This is a genomic window from Streptomyces sp. JLBJ103 (genome assembly GCF_058215575.1).
Genome location: NZ_CM177089.1, coordinates 6,125,870 through 6,144,970 on the forward strand (window position 1 = coordinate 6,125,870; position 19,101 = coordinate 6,144,970).

Here is a 19,101-nt window from a genome sequence, read left to right on the forward strand (position 1 = left end):
CGGTACGGCGCGCGCGGCATGCCGTGCGCCGGTGCAGACGGGTCCGACCTCATGCACATATGCCCTGACCTGCCCGTTCGTCCATGAACACGAAGGAGTGTCAGGGCGAACGGCGTCGGAATCCTGTCTTCCGAAGGCCGTAACAGCGCCATTTCACGGAATCCTTCCTCCACAGACCTTGCCGAATGGGTGGCCAGGAAGCCGAGTAGGGGTGATCATGAGAGTCCAGAGCGCACTTCCCATGAGGAGGCACGGGTGGCCGAGACTCTGAAGAAGGGCAGCCGGGTGACCGGCGCCGCGCGCGAAAAGCTCGCGGCAGACCTGAAGAAGAAGTACGACTCCGGTGCGAGCATCCGGGCGCTGGCCGAGGAGACTGGCCGTTCCTACGGATTCGTTCACCGGATGCTCAGCGAATCAGGCGTTTCCCTACGTGGTCGCGGGGGCGCGACACGGGGCAAGAAGGCCCAATCGGCCTGATCCCGTATCACGTCGTCGCCGGAAGGTATGGCAGTGCCACCCGGTTGACCGGCGGTCCGGCCGGGTGGTTACTGTGCAGTCACTTGTACTGACTGCGGCCGACCGGAGGCTTCCTGTGACCCTGCTCGACAAGGACGGCGTTCAGCTCACCGTCGATGACACGGTCGCCACGGTGACCCTGGCCCGTCCGGCCAAGCGCAACGCCCAGTCGCCCGCGATGTGGCGGGTCCTGGCCGAGGCGGGACGGCTGCTGCCGGGCAGCGTACGGGTGGTGGTGCTGCGCGCCGAGGGCAAGAGCTTCTCGGCGGGCCTGGACCGTCAGGCGTTCACGCCCGAGGGTTTCGAGGGCGAGCCGTCGTTCATCGATATGGCGCGCGGTTCGGACGCCGAGCTGGACGCCACCATCGCCGAGTACCAGGACGCGTTCACCTGGTGGCGGAGGAACGACATCGTCTCCATCGCCGCCGTCCAGGGGCATGCCGTCGGCGCCGGGTTCCAGCTCGCGCTCGCCTGCGATCTGCGGGTGTGCGCGGACGATGTGCAGTTCGCGATGCGCGAGACCAGCCTCGGGCTGGTCCCCGACCTCACCGGCACCCATCCGCTGGTGGGTCTGGTGGGCTATGCCCGGGCGCTGGAGATCTGCGCCACCGGGCGGTTCGTCCATGCCGAGGAGGCCGAGCGCAGCGGGCTGGCCAACCTCGTGGTGCCCGCCGCCGAGCTGGACGGCGCGGTCCAGGACCTCGTGGCGGCGCTGCTCGCGGCCGACCGGGGCGCCGTGATCGAGACCAAGGCGCTGCTGCGCGGCGCCGTCGGCCGTACCTACGAGGAGCAGCGCACCGCCGAGCGCGCCGCCCAGGCACGTCGGCTGCGCGAACTGGCGGGCCTGACAGACTGACCCGACTGACCCGACTGACCCGACTGACCGGGCGGGCCCGGCGGAGCGGCGACTTCCGGTGGGTGCGGGGGCCATGGGGACCGGCCTCCGCACCGCCTCACGCCTCCCGCAGCAGCTCCACCGTCACCGTGGGTACCGCCTCCAGCACCAGCACCGCGAGATCGTCGTCGATCGGCTCGGCGCTGAACTCATGGGTGGCCCGCCGCACCCGCTCCGCGACCGCCTTGGCGCCGAGCCCCACACAGCCCCGCAGGATGTCGGCGAGGCCGTCGTCGTCGTCCAGCTGACGGTTGCCGTTGCGCCGCTCGGTCACCCCGTCGGTGACGCACAGCAGGGTCTCGCCCGGTGCCAGATCGAAGGTGTCGGCGTGGAAGCCGGGGTTCTCGTCGATGCCCAGCAGCATCTGGGGGGTGGCCGCGGGGCTGACCGCACCGTCCGCGGTCAGCAGCAGCGGCAGCGGATGTCCGGCGCTGGCCAGGGTGCAGCGGGCGCCCCCGCCGCCGCCCGCGTCGAGCTCCAGCTCCCCGTAGAGCACGCTCAGGAAGCGTGGGCGGGCCTGCTCGCCGCCGACCGCGACGGCCTCCGTGGCCTCCTCCACCAGCGCCTGGTTCAGCCGACTGAGCACCGATTCCACGCCATGGCCCTCACGGGCCAGCAGTCGGACCAGATGGCGGGCCAGCCCGGTGACCGACATGGCTTCCGGATCGCTGCCCTGCACATCGCCCAGCAGGAAACACCAGCAGCGCTCGCCCATCGGGAACAGGTCGTAGAAGTCGCCGCCGACGGTCTGGCCCTCGCCGTGCGGTTCGTAGACGATCGCCGTGTCGATCCCCGGGATATGGGCCAGTGAGGTGGGCAGCTGGCGGCGTTGCAGCGCCCTGCTGATCGTCGCCTGCCGGGTGTACTGCCGGGCGGTGGCCACGGCCTGCGCCACCCGCCGCGAGACATCCTCCGACAGCCGCACCACACCCTCGGTCATCTGGGCCACTCCCGCCCGCCCGAGCAGCAGTACCCCGTGGCTGCGGCCGTGGGCGATCAGCGGGAAGGCCAGCGCGGAGCCGCCCGTGCCATGGGTGTCGGCGATCTGCGGCCAGGGCCAGGGGGTGCCCGCGGTGCCGAGCCCGCTGGGCGGCGGATGTGCTTCCAGGACCACCCGCAGCGCGTCGATACGCCGCTCGTCGGTGTGCCAGACCCGGGCCAGCTCCAGCCCTCCGGACTCGGTGCTCAGCCAGACCGCGCACCAGTCGGCGAGCCGGGGCACCAGCAGCTGTCCGGCGAGGGCGGCGACCATGTTCTCGTCGAGCTGCCCGGTCAGCAGCTCACTGGCCTCGGCCAGGAAGGACGGACCGCCGCGGTCGACCCACTCGGCGGTGGTGTCACGGCGCCCGCGCAGCGGGGAGGGGGCCAGGGTCTCGGCGAATCGAAGCTCACGGCCGAGCGCGCTGGTGGGGACGGCCTCGAGCTCGGGCTCCTCCTCCTCGGCGTCCAGCCGGAACCACACCGTCTTCCGGGTGCGCTGATAGGTCACCCCCCAGGACTCGGCGAGGGCGCCGATCAGTTGCAGACCCCGGCCGCGGCCCCGGCGCTGGGCTTCCGGTCCGCCGTACACCGCGCTGGCGGGGTGGAGGTCCGACACCTCCACGACGATCCCGGGGTGCCGTGGCTCGTCCTCGGGCGCGGTCGGCTCCCCCGGGGCGGTGGGCCGGGCGGGCTCGGCCGGTCCGTGCCCGGCTTGGAGGCGGCAGACAATTTCGACCCGGGTTCCCGCGTGCAGGACGGCATTGGTGACCAGCTCGCTCACCAGCAGGACCGCGTCGTCCACCAGCCGTACGGCCAGGGTCCGCGGCCCCAGGGTTTCCATGGCGTTTGCCCCGGTCAGCGTGGTACGGACAAAGGCCCTGGCGGCACCGGGTGCGCGCACGCTTCCAGGCAGCGTCGTCCGTTGGACGGACTCACGCGAGAGAGGAAACAAGGCTCCCACGTGCGGCTCCTGGACATTTGGGGCGGATTAGGCCATCTAGGTGCCATATTATGACAGGCGTAGGGATATGAAATGATCATTTAGGGACGACGCCATGGCACTCGACCCGAACCCCACGGAAACATCTTCCGTCCGGCGCTCCTCGCCGGAACGTCCGCCGCCCGCCCAGTCATCCGGCGCGGAGTGGGGCCAGGAGGCCGTGTGCTCGGCCGAGTTGCGATCCCTCCTGGCAGCCATGCACGCCTTGTGTGACGGAGATTTCACCGTACGTATGGACGGTTCGGCCGAGGGTGTCCTCGGCGAGATGGCCGGAATCTTCAACCAACTGGTGCTGCGCAACGCGCATCTGGCCGATGAACTCCAGCGCGTACGCCGTGAGGTGCTGCGCCAGGGCCGGCTGGACGAACGGATCAGCGCAAGCCCCGGCCAAGGCACCTGGACCTCCAGTGTGGACGCGGCGAATCAGCTGGTGGACGCGCTGGTCGGGCCGGTATCCAACGCCACCCGGGTGCTGGACGCGGTCGCGGCCGGCGATCTGACCCAGCGGGTGGATCTGCACGACGGCAACCGCCAGCTCCGTGGCGATCTGCGCCGTCTCGGCCGCGGTGTGAACCGCACCGTGGACCAGCTCTCGCTGTTCACCGGCGAGCTGACCCGGATCGCCCGGGAGGTCGGCACCGAGGGCCGGCTCGGCGGCCGGGCGAAGGTCCAGGGGCTCTCCGGCGACTGGCGGACGGTGACCGAGGCCGTCAACACCATGGCCTCGCGGCTGACTGCCCAGGTCCGCGACATCGCCGTGGTCACCACGGCGGTCGCACGCGGCGACCTCACCCAGCAGGTGACCGTCGAGGCCACCGGTGAGCTCCTCGAGCTGAAGCTGACCGTGAACACCATGGTCGACCAGCTGCGCGCGTTCGCCGACGAGGTGACGCGGGTGGCCCGTGAGGTCGGTACCGAGGGTGAGCTCGGTGGCCGGGCCCAGGTCCGTGGGGTCTCCGGGGTGTGGAAGGACCTCACCGACAACGTGAACTTCATGGCGTCCAACCTGACGTCCCAGGTCCGCAACATCGCCCAGGTGACCACCGCCGTCGCCACCGGTGACCTCTCCCAGAAGATCACCGTGGACGCCCGCGGCGAGATCCTCCAGCTGAAGTCCACGATCAACACCATGGTCGACCAGCTCTCCGCGTTCGCCGACGAGGTGACCCGGGTGGCCCGTGAGGTCGGTACCGAGGGCCAGCTCGGTGGCCGGGCCCAGGTCCGCGGCGTTTCCGGGGTGTGGAAGGACCTCACCCAGAACGTGAACTTCATGGCGGACAACCTCACCTCCCAGGTCCGCAACATCGCCCAGGTCGCCACCGCCGTCGCCGAGGGCGATCTGTCCAAGACGATCACCGTGGAGGCCAAGGGCGAGATCCTGGAGCTGAAGTCGACGATCAACACCATGGTGGACCGGCTGTCGTCCTTCGCCGACGAGGTGACCCGAGTGGCCCGCGAGGTCGGCACCGAGGGCAACCTGGGCGGTCAGGCCCAGGTGCGCGGTGTGTCCGGGGTCTGGAAGGAACTGACCGACAACGTCAACTTCATGGCCCTGAACCTGACCTCCCAGGTGCGCAACATCGCCCAGGTGACCACGGCGGTGGCCAACGGCGATCTGTCGAAGAAGATCACCGTGGATGCCCGGGGCGAGATCCTGGAGCTGAAGGACACCGTCAACACGATGGTCGAGCAGCTGCGCGCGTTCGCCGACGAGGTGACCCGGGTGGCCCGTGACGTCGGTACCGAGGGTGAACTCGGCGGCCGGGCCCAGGTCCCCGGCGTCTCCGGGGTCTGGAAGGACCTCACCGACAACGTGAACTTCATGGCCGGGAACCTGACTTCCCAGGTCCGCAACATCGCCCAGGTCGCCACCGCCGTCGCCCAGGGCGATCTGTCCAAGAAGATCGACGTTGACGCCCGCGGCGAGATCCTGGAGCTGAAGACCACCATCAACACGATGGTCGACACGCTCTCCGCGTTCTCCTCCGAGGTCACCCGCGTGGCCCGCGAGGTGGGCAGCGAAGGCCAGCTGGGCGGCCAGGCCCGGGTCGAAGCCGTCTACGGCACCTGGAAGCGGCTGACCACCAGCGTCAATGAACTCGCACTCAACCTCACCACCCAGGTGCGCGCGATCGCCGAGGTCGCCTCCTCCGTCGCCCAGGGCGATCTGTCCGGCTCCATCTCGGTCGAGGCCCAGGGCGAGGTCGCCGAGCTGAAGAACAACGTCAACCTGATGGTCGCCAACCTCCGCGAGACCACGCGCGCGAAGGACTGGCTGGAGTCCAACCTCGCCCGTATCGCCTCCCTGATGCAGGGTCACCGCGATCTGGTCGAGGTCGCCGATCTGATCCTGCGTGAGCTGACCCCGCTGGTCAACGCGCAGTTCGGGGCGTTCTTCCTCAGCGCCGCCGGAGCCGGGCCCGGTGAGGGTCTGGAGCTGATCGCCGGATACGGCACCAACCAGGACAACCCGCTTCCGCAGACCGGCACCCCCGGCCGGGGCCTGGTCGCCCAGGCGGCCCTGGAGAAGAAGCGCATCCTCATCAACAACGTCCCGCCGGACTACATCACCATCAACTCCGGCCTGGGATCCGCCCTCCCGGCCAGCGTGGTCATCCTGCCGATCCTCTACGAGGACCAGGTGCTCGGAGTGATCGAGCTGGCCTCCTTCAGCCGGTTCAGCGAGGTCCACCTCGCCTTCATCGACCAGTTCGTCAACACCATCGGTGTCTCGATCAACACCATCATCGCCAACGCCCGTACCGAGTCGCTGCTGTCCGAATCGCAGCGGCTCACCACCGAGCTGCGCCAGCGGTCCAACGAGCTCCAGCGCTCCAACGCGGAGCTGGAGGAGAAGGCCGCGCTGCTGGCCACCGCCTCGCAGTACAAATCGGAGTTCCTGGCGAATATGTCGCACGAGCTGCGCACCCCGCTGAACTCCCTGCTCATCCTGGCCCGGCTGCTCGCCGACAACGCCGACGAGCGGCTCTCCCCCCAGGAGGTGCAGTTCGCCACCACCATCCACCGCTCCGGCTCCGACCTGCTCCAGCTGATCAACGACATCCTGGATCTGTCGAAGATCGAGGCGGGCCGGATGGATGTCCGTCCCAAGAAGCTGCCGCTGGTCAAGCTGCTGGACTACGTCAACGCCACCTTCCGGCCGCTGGCCGTCGACCGCGGGCTGTCCTTCGAGATCGCCGTCGGCGAGGACGTACCGCGCGAGATGTTCTCCGATGAGCAGCGGCTCCAGCAGATCCTGCGCAATCTGCTCTCCAACGCCCTGAAGTTCACCTCCTCCGGCGGGGTCACCCTGCGCGTCGAGCGGTCGCCCGGGGCGAACTTCGAGGAGGAGACGCTGCGGGACGCCGACGCCGTCATCGCCTTCTCCGTCGCCGACACCGGGATCGGCATCCCACCGGAGAAACTGCCCGTGATCTTTGAGGCGTTCCAGCAGTCCGACGGCACCACCAGCCGCAAGTACGGCGGCACCGGCCTCGGTCTGTCCATCAGCCGGGAGATCGCCGGAATGCTCGGCGGCCGGATCATGGCCGAGAGCGAACTCGGCGTCGGCTCCTGCTTCACCCTCTACATCCCGTCCCACTACTCCGGGGTCGTCCCCGCCCCCGACGTCTCGGACCCCCGGGCCACCGGCTCCACCGTCCCGGCGGTGCTGCCCGCCCCCGACGAACCGCTGCCGGACACCGCCGACCACGCCCCCAGCGGCGTCTTCGGCGATGCCGGGCTGGGCACCCACACGCCCGACGGCCGGGACGAGGCCTGGCCGGAGACCACCCGGCTCAAGGAGTGGCAGGTCGGCCGCCCCGGTCGGGTGCTGGCCGGGCGTCGCATCCTCATCGTCGACGACGACATCCGGAACGTCTTCGCCCTCACCCATGTGCTGGGCCGGGTCGGCATGTCGGTGAAGTACGCGGAGAACGGCCGCGAGGGCCTCGAGGTGCTGCACCGAAACCCGGATGTCTCCCTGGTCCTGATGGACGTGATGATGCCGGAGATGGACGGGTACGAAACCATCCACGCCATCCGCAGCACCCCACGGCTGGCCGAGATGCCGATCCTCGCCCTCACCGCCAAGGCCATGCCCGGCGACCGCGAGAAGGCGATCGACAGCGGTGCCAACGGCTATGTGCCCAAGCCCGTGGATGTCGACCGGCTGATGTCGGCCATCATCGATCTGCTCGACCCCGAGGGCGGCGCGGACGCGGAGACGGCCGAGGTGCCGCTGCCGGAGGACGCGTGGCCGGAGAACGAGAACACCGCCCCGGACGAGGCCGGGAACGAAGCCGGGAACGAGGCCGAGGACGCGAACACACCGGATGAGAGCGGATTCGGGGAGGCCGGTCCGCCGCGGCCCAGACAGGGGGAGTCATGACCACAAGCGCCTCCGACAAGGCCGGGATTCTGATCGTCGACGACATGGAGGAGAACCTGATCGCGCTGGAGGCCGTACTCGGCCCGCTCGATCAGCAACTGGTCCGCGCCCACTCCGGTGAGGAGGCGCTGAAGGCGATGCTGCGGCAGGAGTTCGCCGTGGTGCTCCTCGACGTCCTGATGCCGGGGATGGACGGCTTCGAGACCGCGGCCAACATCAAACGGCTCGACCAGACCAAGGACGTCCCGATCATCCTGTTGACCGGGACCGACGCCGACACGGACTACGCCTACCGCGGGTATGCGATCGGCGCCGCCGACTTCCTCACCAAGCCCTTCGACCCGTGGCTGCTGCGCACGAAGGTCAATGTCTTCCTGGAGCTGTACCGCAAGACCCGCCAGCTCGAGGTCCAGACCCAGCAGCTGCGACGGCGGCTGATCGGCGACCGGGTCACCCCTTCCGAGGACCGGTTCGCGACCATCGCCGAACAGCTGTCCAGTACGGAGATGCTGCTGCGCCGCACCGAGGGCGCCGAGGCTGCCGAACTGGCCGACCGGGTGTCGGAGCTGGAGCGCGCCGTGGAGGAGCTGCGTACGGAGGCCCACCGCTGAGCGGCGCCGCGGTCAGGCTTGTCCGGTGGATCTCTGCGTCGCGGGCTGATCCACGAAGATCGACAGGACAGGACCTAGGCGATCACATCCACCGCGGTGATCAGCACGGCCACCGTCACCGGCTGCGCGACCGCCTCCGCCACGGCCGTCCGCACCTGCCGGGCCACATCCAGCGCGCGGTGATCGGCCGCCACCGCCACCTCGAGCCGCAGATGCGCTCCGTCGGCGTGCACTCCGCGCGCGGAGCCCAGCACCGGCGCCAGCCGCGTCACCCCGGGCACCGCCCGCGCCGCCGCGGCGGCCGCCGCCTCACGGCTGCCGACCGCCTCCGGCGCCACCGGCTGGTCCACCTCCCGCTCCCGCGGTGGCGACAGCGGCGGCGGGGGCCCGTCCAGTACCTCCGCCACCCGCAGATCCACCGCGTCGACCGCCAGGCCGAGCCGGTCCGTCACCGCTTCGAGCAGGGCGTTCCGCAGCCGGTCCGCCGCCACCGGCAGCGGCTCGTCCACGGTGGCCCCGCACTCCGCGCCGATCCGCAGCGGCACCGGCGGCAGTGCGCTCGGCGGGGGCGGTACGACGGAGACGCCCACGGCGTCGGGGTCGGCCGGTCCGATCCGCAGCCCGTCCAGACGGATCCCGGGCACCCCGGCGGCGGCCCGCCGCAGCACCCCCTCCGCCGCCTGCTCGGTCAGCCACGTACCGTCCTCCGGTCCGCCCAGGGGCAGCAGTCGGCCGAGACGCAGCTGCTGCCGCACCGCGTGTGCGAGCTGGCCCGTGACCACCGCCATCACCTCTCATGGCTTGTGTGACGCCCTGTGTGCCACTGGGTCCAGCCTGCCGCACATCGGGCGTGAGCGGATACTTACCGGCGCCTGATCGCGCGAGTGCCGCATCTCCGGGGCGGTTCGGGGAAAGCGCCTTTACTGTGGCAGTAAGGGTGGAGAGGCGCGGAAGAACCCTCTTCGCGCTCTTCGCCTCGGAACCTTTCTCCTCGGAAAGGACGACCGGTGATGTCCGAGACCGCACCACGGAACCGGCCCGAGAACCCCGCCACCGAGCCGTCCGCCGCCACCCCCAGGACGCTGGGCGGCGGTGCCGTCCCCACTCGGCGCGGCGGGGGCGATCCGGGCTCCCGGGGGCGTACCACCATCGCCGACGGCGTCGTGGAGAAGATCGCCGGAATGGCGGCCCGCGATGTGGTCGGGGTCCATGACATGGGCGGCGGTTTCGCGCGGACCTTCGGGGCCGTACGGGACCGGGTGCCCGGCGGCGGCAAGTCGGTCGCCCGTGGCGTGAAGGCCGAGGTGGGTGAGGTGCAGACCGCCCTTGACCTGGAGATCGTGGTGGTTTACGGCGTCTCGATCGCCGATGTCGCCCGCGCCGTACGGGAGAACGTGATCTCCGCGGTCGAGCGGATGACGGAACTCGAGGTGGTCGAGGTCAACATCGCGGTCAGCGATGTGAAGTTGCCGGACGAAGAAGAGGAATCGACGGAGCCCAGGCTCCAGTAGGCCGGTGACGGCTCCGGTCGGCTCCAGTAGGGGAGCACACGATGAGCATGGCCGTGGTCGGGATGATCGCGGGGATGGCGCTGGCCTTCGCCGGATACTTCGGCGGCTTCGGGGCCTTTCTGCTGGTGGCCGCACTGGGCTTCGTGGGGTTCATCGCGGGCCGTTTCCTGGACGGGGACCTGGAACCGGGCGAATTCTTCCGTTCCCGCGGCCGCGGCGAACGGCACCGGTGAGGTGGCGTCGTGGTCGAACCCGGGGAGCGGGGCGCGACGCGGATCGCGGACCGCGTCGTCGCGAAGATCGCCGCGCAGGCGGCGCGGGAGGCGCTGGACAGCGCGGACGCGCTGCCCCCGCACGCGGTCGTCGCGGTGCACGAGCGGGTCGCCCGGGTGCGGGTCGCCGTCGAACTCGGCTATCCCTCGGACATCGGCGCGCAGTGCCGAGCGGTGCGCCGTCAAGTGAGGGAGCGGATCGGCGCATTGGCGGGTATGGAGGTGCCCGAGGTGGCGGTGATGGTGGAGCGGCTGCATTCGCCGCTGCTGGACCGCGCGGAGCGGGGGAGGGTGCGATGAACGAGGACCGGATGCGATGAACGCGGAGCGCGGGGCGCGGCAGTCCGCGTCGATGGCGGCGTACGAACCGGAATCCGGCGCCGGGACCGGTGGTGACCACCGGCGCACCGGACGCTTCTGGTCCGCGCGCCGGGTCCCGGCCGCCCTGCTCGCGCTGGCCGTCGCCGCCGCGGCCGGGCTGCTGCTGTACGACGTGGCGGCGGTGCGCGCGGGCCGGACCGCGATGGAGTGGCGGGGCTGGCTCGCCGATCAGCTTGCCACCCGGACGCTCGACGACGGCTGGGTCGTGGGTGTGGCCGTCGCCCTGGTCGTGGTGGGCGTGTGGATGGTGGTGCTGGCGGTGACGCCGGGGCTGCGCAAGCTGCTCCCGATGCGGGAGACGGACGGCATCCGGGCCGGAATCGACCGCGGCGCCGCCGGACTGGTGCTGCGTGACCGCGCGATGGAGGTGTCCGGAGTCCGCTCGGTGCGGGTCTCGGTCAGCCGCCACCGGGTCCGGGCCAGGGCCCAGGCGCACTTCCGCGATCTGGACGAGGTACGGGCGGATCTGGTCACGGTGCTCGGCGAGGGCATCCGGCAGCTGGGCCTGGCCCGGCAGCCCGGACTGACCGTCCGCGTCCGCCGACCGGCGAAGGGGTGACCGCTGATGCTGCGGATCGTCAACCGCGTGCTGCTGGCGGTCGTCGGGGTGGTGCTGCTGGCCGTGGGCGCGCTGACGCTGGCCGGCTGGCCGCCGTTCGACGGGCGGAGCGATGTGGTGCTGAGCCGCGAGGACCGCACCCGCTGGCGGGACGCCTCATGGTGGTGGCCCGTCGTCATCGGAGTGCTCGCCCTGATGGTGCTGCTCGCGCTGTGGTGGGCACTGGCCCAGCTGCGGCAGCGCAGACTGGCCGAGGTGCTGGTGGAGACCGGCGACGGCGAGGGGGCGCTGCTGCGGGGCCGTGCCCTGGAAGCGGTGCTGGCGGCCGACGCGGAGGCGCTGGAGGGCGTCGAGCGAGCCGATGTGCGCTTGCGGGGCAGACGGCGGACCGCCCCGGAGGCCCGGATCGGTCTGGTGCTGGAGCCACGGGCGGAGCCGGTGGAGACGCTGGAACGGCTGCGCGACGAGGCACTGGAACACGCCCGCGGATCGGCCGGCCTGGACCGCCTGCCCGCCGAGGTCCGTCTGCGCGGAACCCGCCACCGGGCGGAACGGGCGCTGTAGGAACGCCCGCCCGGTGCCGCCCGGTGCCCGGCCAGGACGTGCCGGGGCAGCCTGTTACGCCCCGCTACGGGCCTGGGCGCCGGCCGGGCGGGGCCCCGGTGTCCCGCGGCGGTGGTCCGGGCTGCGGAGCGGGCGGTGCGCAGTCGTCCGCCCGGGTGTCGGCCGGAAAGCCCGGTACAGGCCCGGCCCCGGGATCGGAGGAGGGCCCGGCCCTGGCCCGGATGCCGGGTGGGAAGGACTCGGTTGTCGGCTGGGCAGGGCCGTGGGTATCGGCCTGGCGGGTCGGTGTCCCGCCGAGGAGGCCCGCTGTGAGAGGTCCCGCCTCGGTGTCGGCCGGAGGGCCCAATGCCCGGTCGGGAGGGCCCCGGTGTCCCGCTGGTTGGCCGGGAAGGGCTCCAGCCACCGGGTGAGCGGGCGTGGTGGAACACCCGCCCGGGTGTCGGCCGGACATGCTCGGGCAAGCCGTGTGGACGTCCGCCCGGGTAGCGGCCGTGGGGTCAGTCGACGCCGGGAAAGCCCCGGTACCGACCGGGAGGCTCCCGGCCCCCGACCGGGCCGGGCGGTCCGCTGGGCCCCGGTCCGACCGGTAGGCCCCGGCACCCGCCGGGCAAGCGCGGCACCGACCGGAAGGCCCGGCTCCGGCCGTCGGGCCCGGCCCCGGCCAGGCCCGACGGCCGCTGCTCAGATGGCGTGCAGGGCGCCGCCGTCCACCGGGAGCATCACGCCGTTGATGTAGGACGCCGCGGGGGAGAGCAGGAACGCCGCCGACCTGCCGAACTCCTCAGGCGTGCCGTACCGCCGCAGCGGAATCGCCGCGGAGTTCCGCTCGCGCGCCGCGTCCGCGTCGCCCGACAGGCCGTCCAGCTCGCGCACCCGGTCGGTGTCGATCCGGCCCGGGAGGAGTCCGATGACCCGGATGCCCAGCGGGCCGACCTCCAGCGAGAGCGACTTGGCGAATCCGGCCAGCCCCGGGCGCAGCCCGTTGGAGACGGTCAGGCCGGGGATCGGCTCGCGTACGGATCCGGACAGCACAAAGCCGATCACCCCGCCCGGGGTGAGCTCCGTGGCAGCGGTGCGCGCCAGCCGGACCGCGCCGAGGAAGACCGAGTCGAACGCGGTCTGCCACTGGGCGTCGGTGATGTCGGCGGTGGGCCCGGCCGGGGGTCCGCCGACGCTGATCAGCACCCCGTCGAAGCGCCCGAAGTGCTCGCGGGCGGTGGCGATCAGACGCGCGGCGGTGGCGGGGTCGGCGTTGTCGGCGCCGACCCCGAGGGCACCCGGCCCCAGCTCGGCGGCGATGGCGGACGCGGTGTCCGCGTCACGCCCGGTGAGGACCACCCTGGCACCGTCGGCGATCAGCTCACGGGCGGTGGCCAGGCCCAGCCCGCGGGTGGCTCCGGTGACGAGGTACACCCGGTCTTTGAGTCCAAGATCCATGGGAGTCAGTGTGCCGTGGTCTCCCCGGCGAGGGTAAGGGCGGTGCCGACCAGGCCGATATGGCTGAACGCCTGGGGGAAGTTGCCCAGCAGCCGGTCGGTGCCCGGGTCGTACTCCTCGGCCAGCAGCCCGACGTCGTTGCGCAGGTCGAGCAGCCGCTCGAAGAGGGCGCGGGCGTCCTTGCGGCGGCCGGCGAGCTGGAGCGCGTCGGCGAGCCAGAAGGAACAGGCGAGGAACGCGCCGTCGCGGCCGGGGAGCCCGTCCACGTTCGCGTCCCCGTCGGCGGTGTAGCGCCGGATCAGCCCGTCCTCGCTCAGCTCGCGGCGGACCGCGTCGATGGTGCCGATGACCCGTGGATCGGTGGCGGGCAGGAACCCCACCCGGGGGATCAGCAGCGTCGCCGCGTCCAGTTCGGCCGAGCCGTAGGACTGGGTGAAGGTGGAGCGCGCGGCGTCGTAGCCCTTCTCGCAGACCTCGCGGTGGACCGCCCGGCGCATCGCCCGCCAGCGGTCCGCGTCCCCGCCAAGCTCCGGGTGGGCCTCGATGGCGCGCACCGCGCGGTCGGCCGCGACCCAGGCCATCACCTTGGAGTGGACGAAGTGGCGGCGCGGTCCGCGGACCTCCCACAGCCCCTCGTCGGGGTCGCGCCAGGCGGACTCCAGGAAGTCCATGAGCGCGTTCTGCATCCGCCAGGCATGTGATTCGGCGGGCAGTCCGGAGATCCGCGCCAGGTGCAGGGTGTCCAGGACCTCGCCGTAGACGTCGAGCTGGCGCTGGGCCACCGCGCCATTGCCCACCCGTACGGGGGAGGAGTGCGCGAACCCCTCCAGCCAGTCGAGCTCGTGCTCGTGAATCCGCCGCTCGCCCGCGAGGCCGTACATGATCTGGAGCTCGGCGGGGTCGCCCGCGACCGCCCGCAGCAGCCAGTCGCGCCAGGCCACGGCCTCGTCGCGGTATCCGGCGGACAGCAGCGCGTTCAGGGTGAGGGTGGAGTCCCGCAGCCAGCAGTAGCGGTAGTCCCAGTTGCGCACCCCACCCGGGTGCTCGGGCAGGGAAGTGGTGGGGGCGGCGACGATTCCGCCGGTGGGCGCGTAGGTGAGCGCCTTGAGCGTGATCAGGGAGCGCACCACGGCCTCCCGGTACGGGCCCCGATAGCTGCACCGGGCGGCCCAGGAGCGCCAGTCCTCGAGGCTGGAGCGCAGTGCGTCATACGGGTCGATGAGCCGGGGCCTGGGCTGGTGGGAGGGGTGCCAGGTGAGCACGAAGGCCACCTTCTCCCCGGCGGAGACGGTGAACTCCGAGCGGGTGCTGAAGTCCTTGCCGTAGGTGCGCACCTCCGGCTCCGAGCGCAGCCAGACCGAGTCCGGTCCGGCGACCGCGATCCGGTGGTGGTTGTCGCGGCGCACCCACGGGATCACATGTCCGTAGTCGAATCGCAGCCGGAGGACGCCGTGCATCTCGACGCTGCCGGAGACGCCCTCGACGATACGGACCACATCGGGCGCCAGGTCGCGCTGCGGCATGAAGTCGATCACCTTGACGGTGCCGGACTCCGTCTCCCAGACGGACTCCAGGGCCAGGGACTCCTCGAGATAGCTCCGGCGGGTGCAGTCGCCCGCGCCCCGGGGAGCCAGCCGCCAGTGGCCGTTGTCGTGGTCGCCGAGGAGCGCGGCGAAGCAGGCGGCCGAGTCGAAGCGGGGCAGACACAGCCAGTCGATCGAGCCGTCCCGGCCGACCAGGGCAGCGGTCTGGTGGTCCCCGATGAGGGCGTAGTCGTCGATGCGCTGAGACACATCGGGCATCTTCCCGGGAAACGGAAAGCTACTCGGCGCCGGCCGCGGCCGGGACCTTCTCCTGGGTCGTGGCGGCGCTCTCGGCGGCGCGGTCCCGGCGCTCCCGGCGGACCAGGACGAACCAGCCGACGGGCACCCCGGCCGCGAACAACCACCACTGGATGGCGTACGCCATATGGGGGCCGATGCTGCTGTGGTCCGGCGCGGCCACCGGTTCGGGCTGCTTGCCGCCCTTGGGGGAGGAGGACGTCAGCTCGATGTAGCCGCCGAGCACCGGCCGGGACAGCTCCTTGGCCTGCCGCTCGCTGTTGATCAGGCTGACCTGCCGTGCGGGCAGCCCCCGCTTGTCCTTGATCCCGCTGTCGGCGGTGGTCTCGTCGGCCTTGAGGCGGCCGGTGACGGTGACCTTGCCCGAGGGGGCGGCGGGGACCTTGGGGTAGCGGGTGAGGTCGGTGCCCGCCGGGATCCAGCCGCGGTTGACCAGGACGGCCTTGTCGCCGGGGAGGTTCAGCGGCGTGAGGACGAAGTAGCCGATGGACTGCTCGTCGGAGCCGGTGCGCTGGCGGACCACGACCTCATGGGCGGTGTCGTAGGTGCCGGTGGCCCGCACGGTCCGCCAGGTGTCCTCGCGGGGGACGGTGCGGCCGGGGGCGGTGAGGTCGGTGACGGGCACCGCCGGGGCCTTCAGACTGTCCCCGATCAGCTGGTTCTGCGCGACCCGGTGCTCATGGCGGTGGAGCTGCCAGAACCCCAGCCGGACCATGGTCGGGATCAGGACGAGCCCTACCAGCGTGAGGATCACCCACTGCCGGGTCAACAGAAAGCGGTACACGCCCTTGACACTACTCGGCGTGGATTGTCCCCCGGCCGGTGGGGGCGCCGGACGACAATCCACGCAGGTGTTCAGCAGGTGTTCATACGTGGTCGACGATGCCCACCTTCCCCTCCGCGCGGGCGCAGTGCGCACCGCAGTAGAAGGTGCCGTCCGCCTCGACGCCCTGCCCGATGATCTGGCAGCGACAGTGCTCGCAGACGGGTGCCATGCGGTGGATGGCGCAGGAGAAACAGTCGAAGACGTGGACGGCGCCCTGCGCATGCACCTCGAACGTCATGCCGTAGTCGTTTCCGCAGACCTCACAACGTGCCATGCGCTTCAGCGTGCGGCGCGGCGCGGTGGCGGGCGAGCGGTGGGCGGGCGCGTCGCGCCGACTTCACCTGTTTGTCGGCGGTGCGGGAGTGACGTCCTGGAGGAGTTGCATAAAGGCCGCCTCGTCGATGACCGGGGTGCCGAAGGAACGGGCCTTGGTGGTCTTGGAGGTGGCCGACTCCGGGTCATTGGTGACCAGCAGGCTGGTGAGCCGGGACACGCTGGTGGCCACGTGCAGCCCGGCGTCCACGGCCCGGTCCTCCAGCAGCTCGCGGTCGACCGAGGTGTCCCCGGAGAACGCCACCCGCATCCCCTGCACCAGCGCGCCGCCCGGCTCGTAGCGCCCCGGGTTGGGGTACGGGCAGGCGGGCCGCTTACGGCTGGGGCGCCAGCTCGTCGGCCGGTACGAGCGCTGGTGGCCGATACCGCCCGACGGTCCGTCGGACCATTCGGTCAGCGGCTTGCAGGCCAGCAGGGGCAGCCGCAGCCCGGCCGTGGCGGCCAGATGGAGGCTCGGCCGGAACGCCTCGGCGAGCACCCGCGCGTCGTCCAGCGCGTGGTGGGCGCGCTCCTGCACCACGCCGTAGTGCGCGGCCAGCGACTCCAGCTTGTGGTTGGGCAGCGGCAGCCCCAGCTCCTTGGAGAGGGCGATGGTGCACAGCCGCTGCCGCACCGGTGCCGCGCTCTTGGCGCGGGCGTACTCACGGGCCAGCATCGACCAGTCGAAGACGGCGTTGTGCGCGACCAGGACCCGGCCGTCCAGCCGCTCGGCGAGTTCCCCGGCGATCTCCGGGAAGAGCGGGGCGTCCGCCAGCGTCTCCCGCGTCAGCCCGTGGATCCACACCGGGCCGGGATCGCGCTGCGGGTTGACCAGGGTGTACCAGTGGTCCTGCACGGTGCCTCGGGCGTCGAGCCGGTAGACCGCGGCCGACACGATGCGGTCGTCGCGGGCGAGCCCGGTGGTCTCGACGTCGACGACCGCGTACCCCTGTGGATAGCCGGGCGGCCACGACGACGGCGGTGCGAGCTGCGGTGCGGCTTCCGTGGGGTCCTCGAGCATGGTCCATGAGGATACGGGCCGATACCGACAGCCCGGACCAATGCCCCGGTACGGGCAAGCCACATGCCCGGGTTGACGGCCCGTCGGACGCCGACCCGCGGGACCGCTCACAGCCCGGCCAGTGTAGTGGTCGGCAACTGTCCTCCGGTGCCCGGGGTGCGGCGGTCCTGTGTTGCGGGCCGCCGGGCGCTGACATCCACCCGGCGGCCCGTACGGGCTGCCGCGTCAGCCCATCACTTCCGGACGGCGTCCAGGGCGTCGGCGATCCCCGCGCCGTAGAAGCCGTTGTACCGCTCGTCGCCCTCGCAGACCGCGTCGACCGTGCCGTCGCCGTCGATGTCGTACGGGTCCGGGCAGGCGGTGTCATCGGCCTGGCGGGCCAGGAGCGACTTCACCTGCCGGGCCGAGGCTTTCGGGTGGGTGCTCTTGATGAGGGCCGCGACACCCGCGACATGCGGGGAGGCCATCGAGGTGCCCGCCATGTAGCCGTACTTGCCGCCGGGCAGCGTGTTGTAGATCAGACCGCTGGTGGCGGGGGGCGCCGGCTTCTGGTAAGCGGTGCTGTCGCCGCCCGGGGCCGCGATGTCCACGATCCCCAGACCGTAGTTGGAGAACGAGGACTTGAGCCCCTTGGCGCCGGTGGCCGAGACGGTGACCACACCCGGCAGCTGGGTCGGGATGTCCAGGCACACGCTCGGGTCCACCGTGCGGTCACCCGGGGTGGTGTCGTTCGGGCTGGAGGAGTCGGTGATGGAGTCCGCGGTGAGGTCGTAGTTCTCGTTGCCCGCCGCGGCCACGTTGACCACACCCTTGCGCTCCGCGTAGCGGGTGGCCCGGGTGATGGAGTCGACCAGCGCCTTCTGATCCGGGTCGGTGGTGCAGTTGAAGTACCACGGGTCGGTGTAATAGCTGTTGTTGGTGACGTCCACCCCGTGCTCGGCGGCCCAGACGAAACCGCAGACCACGGCCTCGGTGTAGAAGAACCCGGCGGTCGTGGACACCTTGATACCGGAGACCTTGACGCCCGGGGCGACACCGGTGACCCCGACGCCGTTCTTCGCGGCGGCGATCTCACCGGCGACATGGGTGCCGTGCGGGCTCTCCTCCGCGCTCGGCCGCCAGGCGCCGTCGGAGGTGTCCGGTTTGCCGCCCACACAGTTGACCGATGCCTTGCGGTCGAAGTTGGGCGCGAGGTCGGGGTGGGTGTCGTCCACTCCGGTGTCGATGACGCCGACGGTCACGTTCGGGCTGCCCAGGCTCTTCTCGTGCGCCTTGTCCGCCTTGATGGCCGGAAGGTCCCACTGGAGCGGCTCCAGCGGGTCCTGACCCGCCGTGGCCTTGGCCGCCGCGGCCTTCTGCTCCCGCTCGGTCGACACCTGCGGGGTCCCCACATCGGTGGTGGACTGCGCGCTCAGCGGCGCGGTGCGGGTGGCACCGGCCGAGGCGACACCGCGGACCGTGCGGATGGTCTTGGCGAAGTCGGGGTTGGCGGAGTGGACGACGATGACGCCGATCCGGTCGTACGCGACCACCACGGTGCCCCCGGCCTCCGCGATGGCCTTGCGGACGCGGGACGAATCGTGGTGCCCGGGGCGGGTGTTGACGACGTAGCTCATCGACGGACCGTCGGCGGTGGCCGGGGCCGCGGCCGGGGCGTGGCCGTCCCGCCCGAGGGCGTTCGCGGTGACCGGGAGGAAGGCCAGCGCGGTGGTGAGCGCCATGGCGGCGGGTATGGCGGCGGTGCGCAACGGCAGGGAGGAGCGGCGCGACGTCATGGGTACTCCGGTTCTCTGTGAGTGGACGTGGACGGTGGGGCGGGCGGACCGGGCCGGGCCGTCAGCATTTCCGGACCGGGGGCGCGGGCGCGCGTTCAGCGCGCCACCCGGGGGACGCGGATACGCCCGGCGTGGGCCGCGGTCCGGCGGGCCGGGCCCGCCGCCTCGGTGCCCCGGTGCGTCGCGAGGCCGGGGGCGAGGCCGTGGAG

The 19,101-nt window shown here is 71.6% G+C and carries 17 protein-coding genes; 9 read left to right on the plus strand and 8 right to left on the minus strand.

Annotated features, from left to right (window positions below; translation table 11 throughout):
* The first annotated feature begins 255 nt into the window (after positions 1 to 255).
* Positions 256 to 477 (plus strand): helix-turn-helix domain-containing protein, encoded by a 222-nt coding sequence (locus AC4BEG_RS27065; protein WP_176183654.1) that lies wholly within the window; start codon positions 256 to 258, stop codon positions 475 to 477.
* Positions 478 to 592: 115 nt separating this feature from the next.
* Entirely contained in the window at positions 593 to 1,372 is a 780-nt protein-coding gene (locus AC4BEG_RS27070; protein WP_490702345.1) for an enoyl-CoA hydratase/isomerase family protein, read from the plus strand.
* Positions 1,373 to 1,469: 97 nt separating this feature from the next.
* Here AC4BEG_RS27070 and AC4BEG_RS27075 read toward each other — a convergent pair whose 3' ends face one another.
* Positions 1,470 to 3,353, minus strand: a complete 1,884-nt coding sequence (locus tag AC4BEG_RS27075; RefSeq protein ID WP_490702346.1) for a SpoIIE family protein phosphatase — start codon at positions 3,351 to 3,353, stop codon at positions 1,470 to 1,472.
* 94 nt (positions 3,354 to 3,447) lie between these two features.
* On the opposite strand from AC4BEG_RS27075, the gene AC4BEG_RS27080 reads away from it, so the two are divergent.
* Entirely contained in the window at positions 3,448 to 7,782 is a 4,335-nt protein-coding gene (locus tag AC4BEG_RS27080) for a HAMP domain-containing protein (protein ID WP_490702347.1), read from the plus strand.
* Complete coding sequence (locus AC4BEG_RS27085) at positions 7,779 to 8,393, plus strand: response regulator (RefSeq protein WP_490702348.1); 615 nt, start codon at positions 7,779 to 7,781, stop codon at positions 8,391 to 8,393. Before AC4BEG_RS27080 ends, AC4BEG_RS27085 begins: the two co-directional genes overlap by 4 nt.
* Positions 8,394 to 8,467: 74 nt before the next feature.
* On the opposite strand, the gene AC4BEG_RS27090 is transcribed toward AC4BEG_RS27085, so the two are convergent.
* Positions 8,468 to 9,181: a nucleopolyhedrovirus P10 family protein gene (locus AC4BEG_RS27090; protein ID WP_490702349.1), complete on the minus strand. Its 714-nt coding sequence runs from the start codon at positions 9,179 to 9,181 to the stop codon at positions 8,468 to 8,470.
* Between the two features lie 222 nt (positions 9,182 to 9,403).
* On the opposite strand from AC4BEG_RS27090, the gene AC4BEG_RS27095 reads away from it, so the two are divergent.
* The 5 genes from AC4BEG_RS27095 to amaP are packed head-to-tail and all read left to right on the plus strand — an operon-like array spanning position 9,404 to position 11,680.
* Positions 9,404 to 9,904, plus strand: a complete 501-nt coding sequence (locus tag AC4BEG_RS27095) for an Asp23/Gls24 family envelope stress response protein (RefSeq protein WP_490702350.1) — start codon at positions 9,404 to 9,406, stop codon at positions 9,902 to 9,904.
* Between the two features lie 41 nt (positions 9,905 to 9,945).
* Positions 9,946 to 10,137, plus strand: a complete 192-nt coding sequence (locus AC4BEG_RS27100; RefSeq protein WP_490702351.1) for a hypothetical protein — start codon at positions 9,946 to 9,948, stop codon at positions 10,135 to 10,137.
* A 9-nt stretch (positions 10,138 to 10,146) separates the two neighbouring features.
* The gene (locus tag AC4BEG_RS27105; RefSeq protein ID WP_490702352.1) at positions 10,147 to 10,476 is read left to right on the plus strand and encodes an Asp23/Gls24 family envelope stress response protein; all 330 of its coding nucleotides are present in this window, start codon (positions 10,147 to 10,149) and stop codon (positions 10,474 to 10,476) included.
* Between the two features lie 16 nt (positions 10,477 to 10,492).
* Complete coding sequence (locus AC4BEG_RS27110) at positions 10,493 to 11,116, plus strand: DUF6286 domain-containing protein (protein ID WP_490702353.1); 624 nt, start codon at positions 10,493 to 10,495, stop codon at positions 11,114 to 11,116.
* Positions 11,117 to 11,122: 6 nt separating this feature from the next.
* On the plus strand, positions 11,123 to 11,680 hold the full coding sequence (amaP, locus tag AC4BEG_RS27115; protein ID WP_490702354.1) for an alkaline shock response membrane anchor protein AmaP: 558 nt from the start codon (positions 11,123 to 11,125) through the stop codon (positions 11,678 to 11,680).
* A gap of 681 nt (positions 11,681 to 12,361) precedes the next feature.
* On the opposite strand, the gene AC4BEG_RS27120 is transcribed toward amaP, so the two are convergent.
* The 6 genes from AC4BEG_RS27120 to AC4BEG_RS27145 form a co-directional block, all read right to left on the minus strand.
* A complete protein-coding gene (locus AC4BEG_RS27120) occupies positions 12,362 to 13,117 on the minus strand; it encodes an SDR family oxidoreductase (protein ID WP_490702355.1) in 756 nt (251 codons plus the stop codon).
* A gap of 5 nt (positions 13,118 to 13,122) precedes the next feature.
* A complete protein-coding gene (locus AC4BEG_RS27125) occupies positions 13,123 to 14,910 on the minus strand; it encodes a glycoside hydrolase family 15 protein (protein ID WP_490702356.1) in 1,788 nt (595 codons plus the stop codon).
* A gap of 28 nt (positions 14,911 to 14,938) precedes the next feature.
* Positions 14,939 to 15,742, minus strand: coding sequence for an SURF1 family cytochrome oxidase biogenesis protein (locus AC4BEG_RS27130; protein ID WP_490702357.1), 804 nt, complete (start codon positions 15,740 to 15,742; stop codon positions 14,939 to 14,941).
* Positions 15,743 to 15,824: 82 nt separating this feature from the next.
* A complete protein-coding gene (locus AC4BEG_RS27135; protein WP_201874402.1) occupies positions 15,825 to 16,058 on the minus strand; it encodes a hypothetical protein in 234 nt (77 codons plus the stop codon).
* Between the two features lie 63 nt (positions 16,059 to 16,121).
* Entirely contained in the window at positions 16,122 to 17,117 is a 996-nt protein-coding gene (locus AC4BEG_RS27140; RefSeq protein ID WP_201874403.1) for a DEDDh family exonuclease, read from the minus strand.
* Between the two features lie 233 nt (positions 17,118 to 17,350).
* Positions 17,351 to 18,892 carry a S8 family peptidase gene (locus tag AC4BEG_RS27145; RefSeq protein WP_490702358.1) on the minus strand — a complete coding sequence of 514 codons (1,542 nt, stop codon included), beginning with the start codon at positions 18,890 to 18,892 and terminating at the stop codon, positions 17,351 to 17,353.
* Positions 18,893 to 19,101: the final 209 nt, after the last annotated feature.

What these genes read in the sequence shown, in the direction of transcription:
- AC4BEG_RS27080 (WP_490702347.1), top strand. Translation starts at nt 3,448, where the DNA reads ATGGCACTCGACCCGAACCCCACGGAAACATCTTCCGTCCGGCGCTCC.
- AC4BEG_RS27085 (WP_490702348.1), top strand. Translation starts at nt 7,779, where the DNA reads ATGACCACAAGCGCCTCCGACAAGGCCGGGATTCTGATCGTCGACGAC.
- AC4BEG_RS27090 (WP_490702349.1), bottom strand. Translation starts at nt 9,181, where the DNA reads ATGGCGGTGGTCACGGGCCAGCTCGCACACGCGGTGCGGCAGCAGCTG.
- AC4BEG_RS27095 (WP_490702350.1), top strand. Translation starts at nt 9,404, where the DNA reads ATGTCCGAGACCGCACCACGGAACCGGCCCGAGAACCCCGCCACCGAG.
- AC4BEG_RS27100 (WP_490702351.1), top strand. Translation starts at nt 9,946, where the DNA reads ATGAGCATGGCCGTGGTCGGGATGATCGCGGGGATGGCGCTGGCCTTC.
- AC4BEG_RS27110 (WP_490702353.1), top strand. Translation starts at nt 10,493, where the DNA reads ATGAACGCGGAGCGCGGGGCGCGGCAGTCCGCGTCGATGGCGGCGTAC.
- amaP (WP_490702354.1), top strand. Translation starts at nt 11,123, where the DNA reads ATGCTGCGGATCGTCAACCGCGTGCTGCTGGCGGTCGTCGGGGTGGTG.
- AC4BEG_RS27120 (WP_490702355.1), bottom strand. Translation starts at nt 13,117, where the DNA reads ATGGATCTTGGACTCAAAGACCGGGTGTACCTCGTCACCGGAGCCACC.
- AC4BEG_RS27135 (WP_201874402.1), bottom strand. Translation starts at nt 16,058, where the DNA reads ATGGCACGTTGTGAGGTCTGCGGAAACGACTACGGCATGACGTTCGAG.
- AC4BEG_RS27140 (WP_201874403.1), bottom strand. Translation starts at nt 17,117, where the DNA reads ATGCTCGAGGACCCCACGGAAGCCGCACCGCAGCTCGCACCGCCGTCG.
- AC4BEG_RS27145 (WP_490702358.1), bottom strand. Translation starts at nt 18,892, where the DNA reads ATGACGTCGCGCCGCTCCTCCCTGCCGTTGCGCACCGCCGCCATACCC.